Source organism: Actinoplanes sp. M2I2, from assembly GCF_023544445.1.
GTDB lineage: Bacteria > Actinomycetota > Actinomycetes > Mycobacteriales > Micromonosporaceae > Actinoplanes.
Genome location: NZ_JALPVJ010000015.1, coordinates 213,069 through 228,975 on the forward strand (window position 1 = coordinate 213,069; position 15,907 = coordinate 228,975).

At 71.7% G+C, this 15,907-nt stretch carries 18 protein-coding genes; 10 read left to right on the forward strand and 8 right to left on the reverse strand.

The window, feature by feature from the left end; genetic code table 11:
* Positions 1–122: 122 nt before the first annotated feature.
* Together HJC40_RS29645 and HJC40_RS29650 are read right to left on the reverse strand one after the other, a co-directional pair.
* The gene (locus HJC40_RS29645) at positions 123–2,330 is read right to left on the reverse strand and encodes a glycoside hydrolase family 65 protein (protein ID WP_250006062.1); all 2,208 of its coding nucleotides are present in this window, start codon (positions 2,328–2,330) and stop codon (positions 123–125) included.
* Positions 2,323–3,159: a PfkB family carbohydrate kinase gene (locus HJC40_RS29650; protein ID WP_250006064.1), complete on the reverse strand. Its 837-nt coding sequence runs from the start codon at positions 3,157–3,159 to the stop codon at positions 2,323–2,325. The genes HJC40_RS29645 and HJC40_RS29650 overlap by 8 nt, the downstream gene beginning before the upstream one ends.
* Positions 3,160–3,312: 153 nt before the next feature.
* On the opposite strand from HJC40_RS29650, the gene HJC40_RS29655 reads away from it, so the two are divergent.
* From HJC40_RS29655 to HJC40_RS29670, 4 genes are all read left to right on the forward strand, one after another.
* Entirely contained in the window at positions 3,313–3,891 is a 579-nt protein-coding gene (locus HJC40_RS29655) for a GAF domain-containing protein (protein WP_250006066.1), read from the forward strand.
* Between the two features lie 34 nt (positions 3,892–3,925).
* Complete coding sequence (locus tag HJC40_RS29660; RefSeq protein ID WP_250006067.1) at positions 3,926–4,834, forward strand: diacylglycerol kinase family protein; 909 nt, start codon at positions 3,926–3,928, stop codon at positions 4,832–4,834.
* Positions 4,835–4,970: 136 nt separating this feature from the next.
* Complete coding sequence (locus tag HJC40_RS29665; protein WP_250006069.1) at positions 4,971–5,921, forward strand: MFS transporter; 951 nt, start codon at positions 4,971–4,973, stop codon at positions 5,919–5,921.
* Positions 5,922–6,081: 160 nt separating this feature from the next.
* A complete protein-coding gene (locus HJC40_RS29670; protein ID WP_250006071.1) occupies positions 6,082–6,294 on the forward strand; it encodes a hypothetical protein in 213 nt (70 codons plus the stop codon).
* Positions 6,295–6,392: 98 nt separating this feature from the next.
* Here the strand turns inward: HJC40_RS29670 and HJC40_RS29675 are convergent, their stop codons facing one another.
* From HJC40_RS29675 to HJC40_RS29685, 3 genes are read right to left on the reverse strand one after another with little or no spacing between them, the layout of a single operon-like run.
* Positions 6,393–7,055, reverse strand: a complete 663-nt coding sequence (locus HJC40_RS29675; protein WP_284043893.1) for a glycosyltransferase family 2 protein — start codon at positions 7,053–7,055, stop codon at positions 6,393–6,395.
* A gap of 8 nt (positions 7,056–7,063) precedes the next feature.
* Positions 7,064–7,654 (reverse strand): YdcF family protein, encoded by a 591-nt coding sequence (locus HJC40_RS29680; protein ID WP_250006076.1) that lies wholly within the window; start codon positions 7,652–7,654, stop codon positions 7,064–7,066.
* Entirely contained in the window at positions 7,636–8,739 is a 1,104-nt protein-coding gene (locus HJC40_RS29685; RefSeq protein ID WP_250006077.1) for an MBL fold metallo-hydrolase, read from the reverse strand. Before HJC40_RS29685 ends, HJC40_RS29680 begins: the two co-directional genes overlap by 19 nt.
* Positions 8,740–8,806: 67 nt before the next feature.
* On the opposite strand from HJC40_RS29685, the gene HJC40_RS29690 reads away from it, so the two are divergent.
* The 3 genes from HJC40_RS29690 (at position 8,807) to HJC40_RS29700 (ending at position 11,795) form a co-directional block, all read left to right on the forward strand.
* On the forward strand, positions 8,807–9,385 hold the full coding sequence (locus HJC40_RS29690) for a hypothetical protein (protein WP_250006079.1): 579 nt from the start codon (positions 8,807–8,809) through the stop codon (positions 9,383–9,385).
* Positions 9,386–9,421: 36 nt separating this feature from the next.
* Positions 9,422–10,867, forward strand: a complete 1,446-nt coding sequence (locus HJC40_RS29695) for a deoxyguanosinetriphosphate triphosphohydrolase family protein (RefSeq protein ID WP_250006080.1) — start codon at positions 9,422–9,424, stop codon at positions 10,865–10,867.
* 466 nt (positions 10,868–11,333) lie between these two features.
* Complete coding sequence (locus tag HJC40_RS29700) at positions 11,334–11,795, forward strand: NUDIX hydrolase (protein ID WP_250006083.1); 462 nt, start codon at positions 11,334–11,336, stop codon at positions 11,793–11,795.
* Between the two features lie 385 nt (positions 11,796–12,180).
* Here HJC40_RS29700 and HJC40_RS29705 read toward each other — a convergent pair whose 3' ends face one another.
* Both HJC40_RS29705 and HJC40_RS29710 read right to left on the reverse strand, forming a co-directional pair.
* Entirely contained in the window at positions 12,181–12,762 is a 582-nt protein-coding gene (locus HJC40_RS29705) for a hypothetical protein (RefSeq protein ID WP_250006084.1), read from the reverse strand.
* A 95-nt stretch (positions 12,763–12,857) separates the two neighbouring features.
* A complete protein-coding gene (locus HJC40_RS29710; protein WP_250006086.1) occupies positions 12,858–13,322 on the reverse strand; it encodes a hypothetical protein in 465 nt (154 codons plus the stop codon).
* A 65-nt stretch (positions 13,323–13,387) separates the two neighbouring features.
* Between HJC40_RS29710 and msrB the strand changes: the two genes are divergently transcribed.
* From msrB to ligD, 3 genes are all read left to right on the forward strand, one after another.
* Positions 13,388–13,798 carry a peptide-methionine (R)-S-oxide reductase MsrB gene (gene msrB / locus HJC40_RS29715; protein WP_250006088.1) on the forward strand — a complete coding sequence of 137 codons (411 nt, stop codon included), beginning with the start codon at positions 13,388–13,390 and terminating at the stop codon, positions 13,796–13,798.
* 88 nt (positions 13,799–13,886) lie between these two features.
* A complete protein-coding gene (locus HJC40_RS29720) occupies positions 13,887–14,081 on the forward strand; it encodes a hypothetical protein (protein WP_250006091.1) in 195 nt (64 codons plus the stop codon).
* Positions 14,082–14,269: 188 nt separating this feature from the next.
* Positions 14,270–15,295 (forward strand): non-homologous end-joining DNA ligase, encoded by a 1,026-nt coding sequence (gene ligD / locus HJC40_RS29725; RefSeq protein ID WP_250006093.1) that lies wholly within the window; start codon positions 14,270–14,272, stop codon positions 15,293–15,295.
* Between the two features lie 107 nt (positions 15,296–15,402).
* Here ligD and HJC40_RS29730 read toward each other — a convergent pair whose 3' ends face one another.
* Entirely contained in the window at positions 15,403–15,864 is a 462-nt protein-coding gene (locus tag HJC40_RS29730; protein WP_250006094.1) for a GNAT family N-acetyltransferase, read from the reverse strand.
* Between the last annotated feature and the right edge of the window lie 43 nt (positions 15,865–15,907).

Below are 15,907 nucleotides of genomic sequence, written 5' to 3' on the forward strand. Positions count from 1 at the left end.
GATCACGTGGGAGCGAGGTGAGGCCGCAGGGCGGTCCAATACCGGTTTATCGGGCCGTTCTGCGGACGCCGTCAGGCGCGGGCTGGGCCACGCCGCAGCCCGCGTGGTCCACCTGATACGTCCTAGGCATGGCTGCGTGGCGGGCGCGGTGAGGGGGGCGCCGGCACGTCGTCGACCGGGTCCACCGCGAACGTCAGCTGCTCGCCCGCGCGTACCCGGACCTCTTTGCCCTCGTGGCGGAGGGTGACGTCGCCGTCGGCCTCGTAGGTGACCCGGTCGCGGGTGACGGTCACCTTCAGGGCGGCGCCGCGCCAGTGCAGGCGGAACGCCAGGCGGTGCAGGCCGGGAGGCAGGCGCGGGCCGAACGAGAGCTCGCCGTCGTGGTCGCGCAGGCCGCCGAAGCCCATCACCAGCGCTATCCATGCGCCGGCGCACGCGGCGATGTGCAGGCCGTCGCCGCCCGACTCGCCGCCGCCGCGCAGGTCCAGCAGCGCCGACTCGGCCAGGTAGTCGTGCGCCAGGGTCAGGTGTCCCAGCTCGGCCGCGAGGACCGCCTGGACCGGCGCCGACAGGGACGAATCCCGTACGGTGCGGGCCTCGTAGTAGGCGAAGTTGCGCCGCTTCTCCTGGTCGGTGAACGCGTCGCCCCGCACCATCATCGCCAGCACCAGGTCGGCCTGCTTCACCACCTGCTTGCGGTACAGGTTGAGGTAGTGGTGTCCCATCATCAACGGGTAGTCGTCGTCGGTGAAGTTCCACTCGGGCAGCCGCGTGAAGCCGGCCGCCTGCTCGTGCACCTGGCGGCCCTCGGCGTACGGGATGCTCAGGGAGTCGGCCAGACGCAGCGCCTCGTCGTCGAGCTCGGCCGCTCGCAGGTTCCGCTGGGCCATCAGGTTGGTGTAGATGTTGTCGTCCATCAGGGCGGTGTATTCGTCGGGGCCGGTCACGCCCGCGATGTGCGCGGTGCCCTCGTCGTCGAAGTAGGCGACCGACTTCCACAGCTTCGCCGTCTCGTTGAGGATCTCGTGGCCGGCCTCGCGCATGAACTCGTCGTCGCCGGTGGCCGCGTGGTAGCGCAGCACCGCGTCGGCGATGTCGGCGTTGACGTGCAGCGCCGCCGTGCCCGCGGGCCAGTAGCCGGAGCACTCGGGCCCGCTGATCGTGCGCCACGGGAAGGCGGCGCCGCCCAGACCGAGCTCGCGGGCCCGGTCGCGAGCCTGGTCGAGCGTGCAGTGCCGCCACCGCAGCGCGGGGCCGACGCAGCCGGGGTGGGTGTAGGTGAGCACCCGCAACACGTACGTCTCGGTGTCCCACAGCGTGTGCCCGTCGTACCCGTTGCCGGTCAGGCCCTTGGCCGGGACGGGGTGCGGACCGGCCTGCGCGCCGGCCTGCAGCACGTGGAACAGTCCGAAGCGGACCGCCTGCTGGATGTCCGGGTCGCCGTCGACCTCGACGTCCGCGCCGGCCCAGAAGTCGTCGAGGTAGTCGCGCTGCTCGGCCGCCAGCACGTCGAAGCCGTCCCGCGCGGCCGTGTCACGGTCGGACAGCACGTCGTCCGAGGCGGGCCAGCGATACGCGATGATCTTTTCGAAGGCGATCTCGCCGCGTCCCGTGCTCGTCCACCGGATCAGCTCGGGTTCCGAGGTGACCGTGCCGTCGGCGCCGGTGTGGGTGACCGCGGCCGCGACGGTGATCCCGCTGCGGCGGGTGCGGGCGACCAGCACGTCGTCGTCGTGCGAGACCGGGGCGAACGGGTTGTCCAGCACGGCGCTGGCCCGCGGGTCGTCCTCACGCGGCGGCGGCAGCTCCTCGTCGACGATCAGATCGGACTCGACCCGCAGCTCGGCCTCGGCCCGCACGACATAGCGGATCGCCGCGACCGACGGCCGGAGGAAGGAGACCAGGCGCTCGGTGCGCAGCGACACCTGCACGCCGCTGGGCGAGACCCACTCGACCTCACGGGTCAGCGTGCCCGCGCGCAGGTCGAGGACCCGCTCGTGGCGGCGCACCTCGCCCGTCCGCAGATCGAATCTCTCGCCGTCGACGAAGAGCGCGATCCGTTTGCCGTTGGGCCCGTTCACGATCGTCTGGGTGCGCTCCGGGAAGCCGTACCCCTCCTCGGGATAGGTCAGGTCACGCTCCTCGAACAGCGAGTTGAGGAAGGTGCCGGGCATGCCCCCGGGGTGCGGCTCCTCGAGGTTGCCGCGCAGGCCGACGTGGCCGTTGGCCAGCGCGAAGATCGATTCGCCCTGCAGCAGCGCGCCGTCGTCCTCGTCCGGCGGGCCGATCTCCCGCACGGTCCACGGTTCGGCCGGTCCGATCTCAGACATCGCGCAGCTCCGGTCTTCCGCTCACATGGGTGACAGTGGCGCCCGAGGCCGCGGTGGCCCGGCTCGCCGCTTCTTCGTATGACGCACCGGCCAGCAGTGCGGCGGTCAGCCCGGCCACGAACGCGTCGCCGCCGCCGGTGGTGTCCACGACCTTCACGTCGTCCAGGGGGATCTTGACCCGGCCGCCGCGCCAGACGAAGAGGTTGCCGTCGTCCTGGGCCAGCGCGAGCAGCTTAGGACCGAGGTCCAGCACCTCCTCGCCGAGGCCACCGCTCTCCTTCTCGTCGGCCCGCACCACATCGGCGTACGAGAGGAGGGTCTTGTCGGTGACCTCGCCGTCGAGAACGACCAGCTTGCCGGCCTCGTGGCCGATCCGGGCCGCGGCCAGCGCCGCCGCCTCGGGCTGTTGCAACTGCACGAGGACGGCGTCCGCGCCCGCGATGACGTCCCGGGCCCGCCGCACGTCGGCCTCGCTCAGCAGCACCGGCGGCGGCAGGTGCTCGACGTAGCGGTAGTGGCCGCCGGGTTCGAGGATCTCCACGATCAACCCGGTCAGCGTGCCGGGGCGGCGGATCACGGAGCGGACGTCGATGCCGTCCTGCCGAGCCTGGGCCAGCAGCACGTCGCCGATGACGTCGTCACCCGCGACCGCGACCAGCGACGGGCGCACGCCGAGCTGCGCCAGCGCCACCGCCTGGTTGGCGCCCTTGCCGCCGAGCTGCTCGCGGCGGCTGCCCGCGGCGCCCGAACTGCCCGGCTCGGGCAAACGGTCGACGGTGAGGACGAGGTCACGGGCCAGTTGCCCGATCACGGCGGCGGTGGGATTCACGCGACGACATGTACCCACCGACCGACTGTTTGTGCGACATTCACGCCTGAGGCTTGGCTGTGAACGGAATTCGCCCATCGAGAGCATTGCAGGACACCGATGCCCTTTCTAGGCTCTCCAGGACCGTTGCCCGTGTGAGGGGGATCACCAGCCATGACCAACAGCAATCCCGTGTCGTCGAACGCGTACGAATATCTGGACACCGTCGGTCCGGAGGAGCAGGCGCGGCTCGAGGCCGTCCGCCGCTACCGGCTGGTCGACCAGCCGGTCGAGGACGCGTACGACCGGATCGCGTTCGTGGCCGGCGCCATCTTCGACACTCCGATCGCGACCGTGTCGCTCGTCGAGCAGGACAGGGTGTGGCTGGCCGCCTGCCAGGGCCTGGTCGGCGTACGGGAAGTGGGGAAAGAGCCGGGCCTGTGCGCGTCGGTCATCGCCCAGGACGACGTCTACGTGATCAACAACGCCGCGGTCGACCCGCGCACGCTCGAGCACCCGCTGGTCCGGGGCGAACTCGGCCTGCGCTTCTACGCCGCGGCGCCGATCCGCACCCACGACGGCTACCGCCTCGGCACCGTCAACGTGATCGACAACCGGCCGCGCGAGGCGACGACCCGGCAGCTGCAGGCCCTGCAGCACCTGGCCTCGATGGTCTCCGACGAGCTGGAGCTGCGCCTCATGGTGATCCGCAGCGCGGCCGCCGAGCAGCGCATGCGCGAAACCGTCAGCTGATTACTTTTCCGGCGGTCCGGGTAGTGCGCAGCCCATGCGTACCCCCAGCAGGATCGCCGTTGTAGCCCACCAGAAGAAGACGTTGGGCGGCGGCCTGGACGAGCTCCGCCGCCGCCTGACCGACGCCGAGATCGACGACCTGGCCTGGTACGAGGTGCCCAAGAGCAAGAAGGCGCCGAAGGCCGTCCGCTCGGCGCTGGAGGACAAACCCGACCGGTTGATCGTCTGGGGCGGCGACGGCATCGTGCAACGGTCCCTCGACGTGGTGGCGCGGTCCGAGCACAAGGTGCCGGTCGGCATCATCCCGGCCGGCACGGGCAACCTGCTGGCCACCAACCTGGGCATCCCGGCCGACCTGGGCAAGGCCGTCGACATCGCCCTGCACGGCTCGGACCACGCGATCGACCTGGGCAAACTCGAGGGCGAACACTTCGGCGTGATGGCCGGCATCGGCTTCGACGGCGCGATGATCAGCGACGCCGACCGCAACCTCAAGGACCGGCTGGGCAAGCTCGCGTACGTCTGGGCCGGTCTGCGCCATGTGAACGGCGAGGCGGCCACAGCGACGATCACCATCGACGGCACCAAGTGGTTCGAGGACGAGGCCAGCTGCGTGCTGATCGGCAACGTCAGCAAGATCACCGGCGGCATCCGGGCCTTCGACGACGCCAAGCCCGACGACGGCTGGCTCGACGTCGGCGTGGCCACGGCGCAGGGTGCCCTGCAGTGGGCGCGGGCCCTGGGCACGATGGCCGTGGGCCGCAGCGACAGCTCCCCGTTCGTCCGCACGACCCGCGCCCGCCGCATCGACGTCAAACTCGAGTCCAAGATGGAGTACGAACTCGACGGCGGCGCCCGGACCAAGACCAAGTCGTTCTCGGCCAAGGTGGTCCCCGGCGCGGTGAAGATCTGCGTCCCCCGATCCCCGTCCGAGGTTTCCTGACACTTGTCCCCGGCGCAGGCCATCGACCTGAGCCGGCGATTCAAGGCCCTCGCGACGAGTACGCCGCCGCGGCGCCTGACGACACGGCCCGGGTCAGCGTGCAGTGGCAGATCCTGCCGATGCTCGACACCGGCGAATGAAACCGCCGGCCGGGCTGCTGACCGCCGAGGCGGTGTCGCTGGCCGGCAGCCACATCGCGACGGTCGCCGTGCCGTGGCTGGTCCTCGTCACGACGGGCTCGGCCACGCGGGTCGGCGTGGTCGCTCTCGCCCAGACGCTGCCGTTCGTCCTGGCCGGCGTGCTCGGCGGCGCCCTGGTCGACCGGACGAGCCCCCGCCGCGTCGCCATCGCCGCCGACGTGGCCGGCGCGGTGGCGGTCAGCGTCATCCCGGTGCTGCATCTGCTCGGACAACTGACGTTCGGGCGGCTGGTGGCGGCGGTGATGATCGCCGGCGCGGTCGGCGGCTGCGGCAACATCGCCAAGCGGGCCCTGCTCCCGCTCGCGGTGGAGGCTTCCGGCACACCGATGACCCGGGCGACCGCCCTCTTCGACGGCTTCGGCCGGGCGGCCCTCCTCGTCGGCCTGCCGCTCGGCGGTGTTCTGGTGGCGGCCTTCGGCCCGGCGACTGTGCTGATCGTCGCTTTCGGCCTGGTCGGAGGGGTCTTCGGGCTGGGCGCGGCGGTCTACTCGGTGCTCGCCGTCCGGCTGCCACGGGCGATCACCTTCGTGCTGTGCTTTCTGGTCGCCGGCTCTCCACGGCTGTTCACGATGGCTCTGACCGAGGAGTTGTGGCTGATGCTGACCGTCGCGTTCGGCGCCGGGATCGCGATCTCGACGGTCAACCCGATCCTCATGGCGGTCAGCTACGAACGCGTCCCGGCGCACCTGCGCGGGCGTGTCCTCGGGGTGATCGGCGCGCTCTCGTTCGCGGGCATCCCCCTCGGAGGCCTGCTCGGTGGCCTGTCGGTGGACAGCGTCGGCCTCCGCGCCGCCCTGCTCGGTGGGGGCGCCCTCTACCTCGTGGTGACGCTGGCGCCGGTGCTGGCCGTCCGGCGGCTCGGTCCGGCGCTGCGGACAGTCGGATAGGCGACAGGCAGCTTCGTCCCCGGAAGTGCCGCATCCCGTCGTATCTGCCCGCATATCCGGTGGATTGTGGGGGCCGGTCGCCCCCACACTGGCGTTCACCATCCGGCACCGCTACGCATCTCCACGGGGGTACGCCATGCCGTTCCACCAGAGTTCCGCAGTGAGCGTCGCTTTCCTGCTGACCGCGGCGGCTGTCGTCGTCGCCGGCTACCACGTCGGTCGCGGTCGCTTCACCGGCCGGCCCGGGCGGCGCGCGCCGGCACCGGGCCGGACCACCCGCCCGTACGCGTGGATTCCCACCGCCCGGATCATGGCTGCCGTGGCGCTGCTGCTGGTCGCCCTGTTCGCGGCCGCCTACAGCGCGGGAGCCTGACCGGCCGCCGGCCGACCAACTCGCCCGCCGACCAACTCGCCGGCCGACCAACTCGCCGGCCGACCAACTCGTAGCCGATCGAACCGCCGGCCGATCGGCTACGAGAACCGGTCGACCGCGAAGCGCAACAGCGCCCGATAGACCCGGGCGGCATCGCTGACCGACCCGAAATGCGACGAAGCGTTCCCGTTCAGATAGGTGGTAGCGATCTCCACCTGCTCGATCGGATGCCCGGCGCGGGTCGCGGCCAGCAGCGCGTTCATCTCGTACTCGAAGCGCTCCCCCGGCACCTCACCCAGCCAGGACAGCATCTCCGGCGGGTAGCCGCGCAGGCCGGTCTGGGTGTCGGGCACCCACCGCCCGGTCGCGGCGCGGAACAGCTCGCGGGTGACGGCGTTGCCCAGCCGGGACCGCGGCGGCATCCGACGGACCCGGCGCACCCCCAGCACGAGGTGGCCGGTCGTCTCCACCAGCGCGGCGACCCGCAGGATGTCCTCCACCCCGTGCTGCCCGTCGCCGTCCGCGCAGACCACCGGCTGGTCCGGGTGATGTTCGGCGATGTACGCGAACCCGGTCCGGAGCGCCGCGCCCTTGCCCCGGTTCACCGGGTGCCGCAGCACCGTGCAGCCGGGCACGTCGACCGGGCTGTGGCTGCCATCGTCGACCAGGACTATCGGGGTCGAAGGGTCAGCTTCGCGCACGTCGGCCACCAGACGGGACAACCCGGTATCCGGCTGAAAAACCGGCACAAGCACCACCATGGCCGCTGCTATACCCCGCGGCGCATCATCGCCACCATCCGTCGCTCCCGCCGCAGCAACACGTCCGGATCACGGACGCCGAGGAAGCAGAGTCGTGACGCGGCCCGGATCCCGTACTCGAAGAAGCCGCCCCCCGGCCGCCCGGCCGCCGGCACGTCGAGCAACGCGTCACCGCGCAGCCCCAGCACCTTGGCCGCCAGATAGCGGGCCCGGGGCAGATGCCAGGCGTGCGTGACCAGCCCGAGCGGCCGCTCCGGGCCCAGCCGCAACCCGTCGAGCAGGCCGTCGGCCCGGACGTGCAGCAGGTTCTCCAGCGTGCTGCGCGACCGGCACTCGACCCGCACGACCGCCGGATCCAGGCCCAGGCCCACGGCCGCCGCCCGCATCAGGTCGGCCTCGCGGCACCCCGGCGGTGGCTCGGCCGCGCCCGATCGGGCCTGCTCCCAGCCGCCGGAGAAGACGACTCTTTCCCCGTACGGGTGGGAGACCGCAGCCCGCACCCGGGCCAGGCTCCCCGCCGAAAGTGTGAAGCCCGACGGGGAGGGGACGAGCCCGTTGCCGAGGACCAGGAGCGCGGCCGCTACGCGATCTGCTGCCACCAGCCGTCCACCGCGGGCGGGTTGTCGACGTCGATGCGCTCGCCGGGCCGGGGGACGGCCAGGCGCACGTCGCGGGCCTTGGCCTCGCGCCACGTACGGTCGGCCGGCTCGGGCCAGTCGTGCAGGGCCAGGTTGAACGTCGCCCAGTGCACCGGGATCATCAGCCCGCCGCGCACGTCGACGGTGGTGGCCACGCCGTCCTCGGGGAACATGTGGATGTCGGGCCAGTTCTCGCTGTACGCCCCGATCTGCACCAGGGAGACGTCGAACGGGCCGTGCTTCTCACCGATCTCGGCGAAGCCCGGGAAGTAGCCGGTGTCGCCGGAGTAGAACACCTTGCGGGTCGGTCCGTTGATCACCCAGCTGGTCCAGAGCGTGCCGTCCCGGCTGAACCCACGCCCGCTGAAGTGGCGGGCCGCCGTCGCGACGAACTCGAGGCCGGCCACGGTGTGGGTGTCGTTCCAGTCCAGCTCGACGATGCGGGTGGCCGGCACCCCCCAGCGCTCCAGGTGGGCGCCCACGCCCAGCGGCACCAGGAACGGCGCCGCCTGCAGGTCGACCAGGTTCTGGATGGTCTCCATGTCGAGGTGGTCGTAGTGGTCGTGCGAGATCAGCACGGCGTCGAGCGGGGGCAGGTCCCGCAGCGCCACCGGCGGCTCGTGCAGGCGCTTGGGACCGGAGAGGCGCGACGGCGAGCAGCGCTCACTCCACACCGGGTCGAGCAGTACCCGCTTGCCCTCGATCTCGACCAGCGCGGACGAGTGGCCGTACCAGGTGACGTGCAGTCCGTCGGCGCTCGTTCCCGTCTCGGGGGTGACCACCGGGATCGGCAGGCGCGGGTGCCGCCGGTCCCGGTCACGCAAGGTCTCGGTGAGGATCTTCGGCATCGACGAGGCGGCCAGCATCGTGGCCGGGACGGTGTTGTGGAACTTGCCGTCGGCGAACTGGGGCGACGCCTGCATGCGGGCGAGCCGTTCCCCCTTGGCCCGGGCGCCCATCTGGCGCGGGATGTCCCGTGCGACCCACACCGCGGCCGCGCCCAGGGCCAGCGCGATCAATGATCCTGTACGTCCTCGCTTCGCCATCCGACCAGTCTGACCGGATCAACCGGCCTCCCGCCAGCGGATGACAGTTGTGACACACTGCTCATCCGTGACTGTCGACACCCTCCAGAACCAGCAGCAGCTGATCATCCGTCAGCGCGTCAAGCTGATGGTCAACCAATACGAGATCCATGCCGTCTCCCCCGACGGCCAGGAGGCCGGTCTCCTCGCCTTCGCGCAGCAGAAGCGGATGGCGTTCAAGGAGCAGGTGACCCTTTACACCGACGACACCAAGCAGGTGCCGGTCCTCGGCTTCAAGGCCCGCCAGCGCATCGACTTCGGCGCCAGCTACGACGTCACCGACGCGGCCGGCGCCCCGATCGGCCTGTTCCGCAAGAACTTCAAGGAATCGCTGATCCGCTCGACCTGGCACCTCGAGCAGCCCAACTACGGCGAGATGACCGGCCGCGAGACCAACACGCTCGTGGCGATCCTGCGCCGTTTCGTCGAGTCGCTGTCGTGGCTGCCATACCACTTCGACTTCGTCCTGGCCGACCGCCCGGTCTTCTCGGTCGTCAAGAAGTGGGGCCTGCGCGACCGCTACGTCGTCACGATCCACGACCCGCAGGTGGACCGTCGCCTGGTGGCGGCCATGTCCGTCGCCCTGGACGCCCTCCAGGCCCGATGATCTTCGAGGCCCGCCGGGCCCGGTAACCTTCCGGGGATGGACGATCCCCGGGCCCAGCGCCTCTTCGGCGACCGGCTGGTCGCCCCCGGCGACCTCGCCTCCAGCCCGTTCCGCGTCGACCGCGACCGCATCGTCGCGTCGCCGTTCTTCGCCCGGCTCGCCGGTGTCACCCAGGTCATCAGCCCCGGGGGCGCCGGCCTGCTGGTGCACAACCGGATGACCCACAGCCTCAAGGTCGCCCAGGTGGCCCGGGCCATCGCCGAGCGCGTCGACGCCGACCTGGCCGACAAGCTCGGCGGCTGCGACCCCGACGTGGTCGAGGCGGCCGCGCTCGCCCACGACCTGGGCCACCCGCCCTTCGGCCACCTCGGCGAGCGGGTGCTCGACCGGGTGGCCCGCCAGCGGCTCAAGCTGCGCGACGGCTTCGAGGGCAACGCCCAGTCGTACCGGATCGTCACCAGCACCGAGAGCCGCGGCCAGGCCACCATCGGGCTCAACCTCACCAACGCCGTCCGGGCCGCGATCCTGAAATACCCGTGGACCCGCCGCGACCCCCAGCGCTTCCTGGACCCGGCCCCGCGCGGCGCCGCCCCACCGCCCGACGACCCCGAGGGCGGCTCGCTCAAGTTCGGCGCCTACTCGACCGAGGTGGCCGACATGCGCGCGGCCCGGGCGCCGTTCGCCGGCCGGGTCGCCGACTGGCAGCAGACGGTGGAAGCCTCGGTCATGGACACGGCCGACGACATCGCGTACGCGATCCACGACCTCGAGGACGTGCACCGGGTCGGCGTCCTGCAGCAGGGCGCGGTCGCCACCGAGCTGATGGCCTGGCAGCGCTGGGGCCCCTCGACCGATCTGACCCGGGCCGGCGGCGCCATCGAGACCCTGCGGCGCCAGCTGCACCGCAAGGACGCCTGGATGGCCGACGACGACGCCTTCGCCGCCGCCGTCGAACTGGTGCGGGCCGAACTCGTCGACGGCCTGCTGGCCCGCCCCTTCGACGGCTCCCTGGACGCCGAAGCCCAGGTCGCGGCGTTCGCGGCCACCTGGACGCGGCGCCTGGTCGAGTCGGTCGAGACCATCGCCGACCCCGCCGTCCGGTCCGGCCATGTGCAACTCGCCACAGCCCAGTGGCACGAGGTCCAGATCCTCAAGTTCGTGCAGAACCGCTTCGTGCTGGCCCGCCCCGACCTGGCCCTGCACCAGCGCGGCCAGGGCCGCCTGGTCATGTCCCTGGTCGACGCCCTGATGGCCTGGCTGATCGACCCCGACGAGGAGGAACGCATCCCGAGCCGCCTGCGCGACCTGGTCGAGCTGGCCGAGGCCGAGCTGCCCGACGGCACCCCGGAACGCCTCGACCGCGCCCGGGGACGAGCCGTCGTCGACTTCGTGGCCGGGCTGACCGACAACCAGGCGGTGGGGCTGATGCAGGCGCTCTCCGGCAAATCACGGCAGCTCTGGACGGACGCCTTCGTGCTGTAAGCGTGGCCGGGTGATCAGCCATCACGAGCCCTGGTCAAAAGCCTCGATCAAGAGCCTGAGGTCGTAGCCGGGTGGGGCGTACGGATCGCTGCTCCCGCCGAGGGCCCGGCCGCGCCGAGCAGGGCGCGGCGCGCCCAGAACGCTCGACCCGACCGGGCGACCTGCGTGAGCGGCCGCGCTTCAACCGGACCCGGCGCTGCTCCCCGCCCCCGCGAGGGCGAGCTCGCAGCCGATCGGGTGGGAACAGCGGTCGGGCGGGCCGCTGCCCGTGAACAGCCGGGCATGAACGGTGAGCGCGTCACAACGAGGCGCAAACAGGCACCGCATCAACGGAACGCGAGTAATCGGCGCCAGGCTCGCAGGCCGCCGACAGTTGGCCCGGCCCACCGCAGACGATCAGCGTGGATTCGAGTGTGTCGTGGGTGGTCGGCACCGTTCCGGGGCTGGTCAGGGCCATACTTTTGCGGTGACGATTCCCCGGGCGGTCGCGGTCGTGATCGAAGGCCCGCGCGTGCTGGTGATCAAGCGGTTCCTCCGCCGGCAGTCGTCCGCGGCCTGTGTCAGGTGTGCGAACGAAGGCCGGCCCGGCCCGGACTGCCTCGGGCATCGCTATGCGGTGCTTCCGGGCGGCCACGTCGAGGACGGGGAGACCGCCGAGACGGCCGCGCTGCGCGAGCTGGCCGAGGAGACCGGGTTGCGCGCCACGATCGACCGGCAGTTGTGGGCGGGACGGCACAACGACCGCCCGGCCTTCTACTTCCTGATGGCCGACGTCGTGGGAACGCCGGTGCTGTCCGGCCCGGAAGCCGTCGAGAACGGTCCGGACAACAGCTTCGAGCTTCTGTGGGCCACCGCCGACCAGTTCGAAGAGCTGAGCCTGCATCCGCCCGACATCCACGCGGTCTTGGCGGCCCAGCTCACGCCGTGACGGCCGCCGGCGATCCGGCGGCATCCACACGCTGACAGGTCGGCGCCGGCCGCCGACCGGCAGGCGCCGCACCACGGCGGACACCGCACCACGGACTGTCCGCACGAGACCGAGCGGGGCGCACCCGTCCGCAATCGCGAAAAGACCGCGCCCGGCAGCCCGTTCAGGGACGCAAGGACACGCCCCCAGCAAGCCACACCCCGTCCGGAAACGCGAGACGACGTCACCCAGCCGGCCGCACCCCCGGGAACGCGAAAAGAGGCCACCCGGGTCGGGCGGCCTCTTTTCAGGGTGCGTCTGACACCGCGGTCCCGCTGGGCGGGCGCGTCGAGCGTGGCGGCGACGCGCGCAGCGGGGATGTCAGGCGCTGGGTGCAGCGGGTAGGTCAGGCGCTGCGGCGGCGGCGGGTGTACCAGACCGACGCGGCACCGGCGGCGACCAGCAGGGCGCCGAGCGAGATGACCGTGCCCATCGGGGCGCCGGTCACCGGGAGGGCGCCACCGGCGCTGACGCCGCCACCGGGGGTGGCGGTGGCCGGGAGCGCGCCGCTCGGGGTGCTCGTGGTCGGCGCGGCGGACGGCGCGACCGTGTCGACGCTGGCGGTGGGCGTCGGGCCGTAGCCGGGGTTGCCCCGGGTCGGGGTGTCGGTGTCCGGAAGCTCGTCGCCCGGCGTGTCGGTGCCCGGGGTGTCGGTGTCCGGGACGTCGGTGTCCGGCGTGTCGGTGTCCGGCGTGGTGGCCGCGGTGGCGGCCGGCGCCTTGGTGCCCGGCGTGCCGTAGCCACCCTGCCCGCGGGTGGGGGCCTCGTCGGTGGCGTCCGGCTCGCCGTACCCGGTGGCGGCGACGACCGGCACGGCCCGCTCGATGGTGGCCTCGGAGGCCAGGGCCGGGGAGACACCCAGCGCGAGAGCGGCGGAGAGGCCGACGGCAGGCAGGCCGACGGCGACGATCCGGCTGATTGAGCTCATGAGGAGTAATCCATTCCTGTTGCGGTGTTCTCAGGTCCGGTGGGGAGCTTAGCGGCAAATGCCCGATTTACCCGTTAACCGCCCTCGGCGGGTCATCATCCCGGAAGACCACCGAAACGGTGACTCCGGGACAGATGGGACAAAGTGATCATTTTCCCCTCGAACCCGGGGTCGGCCGCGAACAGACCTCCGCTGTACGGCGCTTGGAGCTGCACACTCGCCCCGGAGTCGAGATAGACCGACACGACCGTCCGGCCACCACGCCGCTCCGCGCGCAGGTCGACGACCTCGTTCCAGGGCGCGACGCCGCCATGGAAGATCGAGACCGTACGGATGCCCCGCGCGCTGATCTGGGTGCCGGTCATCCGCCCCACCAGCAGCCCGATCAGCGCCCCGGGGACCACCGGCCCGGCCAGCGCCGCCACCCACAGCGGGCCGGGCGGCGCGAGCACCATGGTGATCAGCACCACCCCGAGGGCGACGAGCGAGCCGAGGTAGAGACCCCGCCCGAGGGCTTGTCGACAGGTGGGCCGGAAGGTCGCCGGCGATGCATCTTCCATGCCCCTGTTCAACGACCGACACGAAGTACTCCGGCCACACGGGGAGTGCGACGTACTTTTGGTGCATGGCACTGAACGAGACCACCCTGCCCACCACCGAGGAGCAGTGGCGCGTGCGCCTCTCTCCCGACGAGTTCCGGGTCCTGCGCCAGGCCGGCACCGAGGCGCCCTGGTCCGGCGAATACGTCGACACCAAGACCGAGGGCACGTACGAGTGCCGCGCGTGTGGCGCCGCCCTCTACCCCAGCGACTACAAGTTCGACTCGCACTGCGGCTGGCCGTCGTTCGACGACGCCATCCCGGGGGCGGTCAAGGAGATCAACGACCACTCCCACGGCATGGTCCGGACGGAGATCCGCTGCGCGCGCTGCGACTCCCACCTCGGCCACGTCTTCCGGGGTGAGCACATGACGGCGAAGAACACCCGTCACTGCGTCAACAGCCTCTCGATCAAGCTGGACCCCAAGGACGCCTGACGCGCCGACGCCACCGGCACCACCTCGTGCGGGTGCCGGTGAGCGGTTCCGAGGGCGATCGGAACACCGCGGGCCTAGCGTCGGCCCCATGGACTACCAGATCTCGGTCAAGTGCGAACAACTCGCCGAATGGTATGTGCGGGTGAAGGGCATCGCCGACGCCCACCACGGCCACGCCACCGGCGACCATCTGAAGGCCATCGCGGACGAGATCCGCGACGTGGTCCCGCCGGAGTGGTGGGTCAGCCAGCCGCAACCGCTCGACAACCGCGTCCGCAGTTAGATCTGAGCGCGACCACTCCCGCACGTCGCCGTGGCGGGGTGAGCGTTCTGGGCGCGCAGCGCCCTGCTCGCCGCGCCGCGGCCCTCGGCGGGAGCAGCGATCCGTACGCTCCACCCGGCTACGACCTCAGGTGTTGATCTCGCCGTTCGGGGATCTCGGCCGGCGGCCCGGCGGTTTATGGTCGACGCATGCCGAAAGCCGCAGCGGAACTCATCGAGATTGCCGGCCACGAGGTGCGGCTGACCAGCCCGGACAAGGTGATGTTCCCGCAGCGGGGCTACACCAAGCGGGACGTCTTCGACTACTACCGGTCGGTCGGTGACGGCATCATGCGCGCGCTGCGCGACCGGCCGACGACGCTGCAGCGCTTCCCCGACGGCATCGAGGGCGAGACGTTCTTCCAGAAACGCATCCCCACCCGCGGAGTGCCCGACTGGATCAAGACCGCGCAGATCACCTTCCCGAGCATGCGTACGGCGGTGGAGCTGTGCCCGGCCGACCTGGCTCACGTGGCCTGGGCCGCCCAGATGGGCACCGTGGTGTTCCATCCGTGGCCGGTGCGCGCCGGCGCGCCCGACAACCCCGACGAGCTGCGCATCGACCTCGACCCGCAGCCCGGCAACTCGTTCGCCGACGTGGTGGCCACGGCGGGGGTGCTGCACGAGGTGCTCGACGACCTGGGCTGGGCCGGCTTCCCCAAGACGTCCGGCGGCCGGGGCGTGCACGTGTACGTCCGCATCGCGCCGCAGTGGTCCTTCGTCGAGGTCCGCCGGGCCGCGATCGCCCTGGCCCGCGAGGCCGAACGCCGCCGCCCCGAGCTGATCACCACGGCCTGGTGGAAGGAGGAGCGGGGCGAACGGGTCTTCCTGGACTTCAACCAGATGGCCCGCGACCGCACGATCACCTGCGCCTATTCGCTGCGGGCCAACGCCCGGGCCACCGCGTCGGCCCCGGTCACCTGGGCCGAGCTGCCCGACGTCGAGCCCGACGACTTCGACCTGCGCACCCTGCCGAAGCGCTTCGCCGAGGTGGGCGACCCGCACGCCGCCATCGACGACGTGGCCCACGACCTGACGCCGCTGCTCGAGTGGGTCGAACGCGACGAGAAGAACGGCCAGGGCGACATGCCCTATCCACCCGACCACCCGAAGATGCCCGGCGAGCCGCCCCGGGTCCAGCCCAGCCGCAAGAACGCCGCGAACTGGGACGCGTAGTTCTCATCGGGGCCGGTGTGGCCGGTCCAGCTCGTCGAAGAGCGCCGCCGCCCGCTCGGCGCTGTGGGCGGCTCGGTGGCGTTCCCCGGGCCCGGTGACGGCCGGCATCAGAGGGCGAGCTTCAGGCCTTCGTGGGAGGCGGTGAAGCCCAGCCCGGCGTAGAAGCGGTGGGCGTCCTCGCGACGCTTGTCGGTCGTCAGCTGGGCGATCCGGCAGCCGCGCTCGCGGGCGCGCGTCAAGGCGTACCGCATCAGCTCGCGGCCCAGGCCGGCGCCGCGACGGTCGGCCCGCACCCGGACGGCCTCGATCGTCAGGCGACGGGCGCCGTGGCGGCTCAGGCCGGGCGTGAAGGTCAGCTGACACGTGCCGACGACCTCGCCGTCGTCGTCGGCGACGATCAGTTCGTTGTTCGGGTCGGCGTCGATCTCCTCGAAGGCGGCCCAGATCGCCGCGTCCACGTCCTCGGCCACCGGCGCGTCCCCGAAACCACGGTCACGGCTGATGTCGTCGTCGGCCAGCAGCTGGAGCACGGCGGGGACATCGGCCCGGGCCGCGGTGCGGAACTTCATCGCGGCAGTCTCTCATCGCCGGTCGGCGCCTGTCATCGCCGGT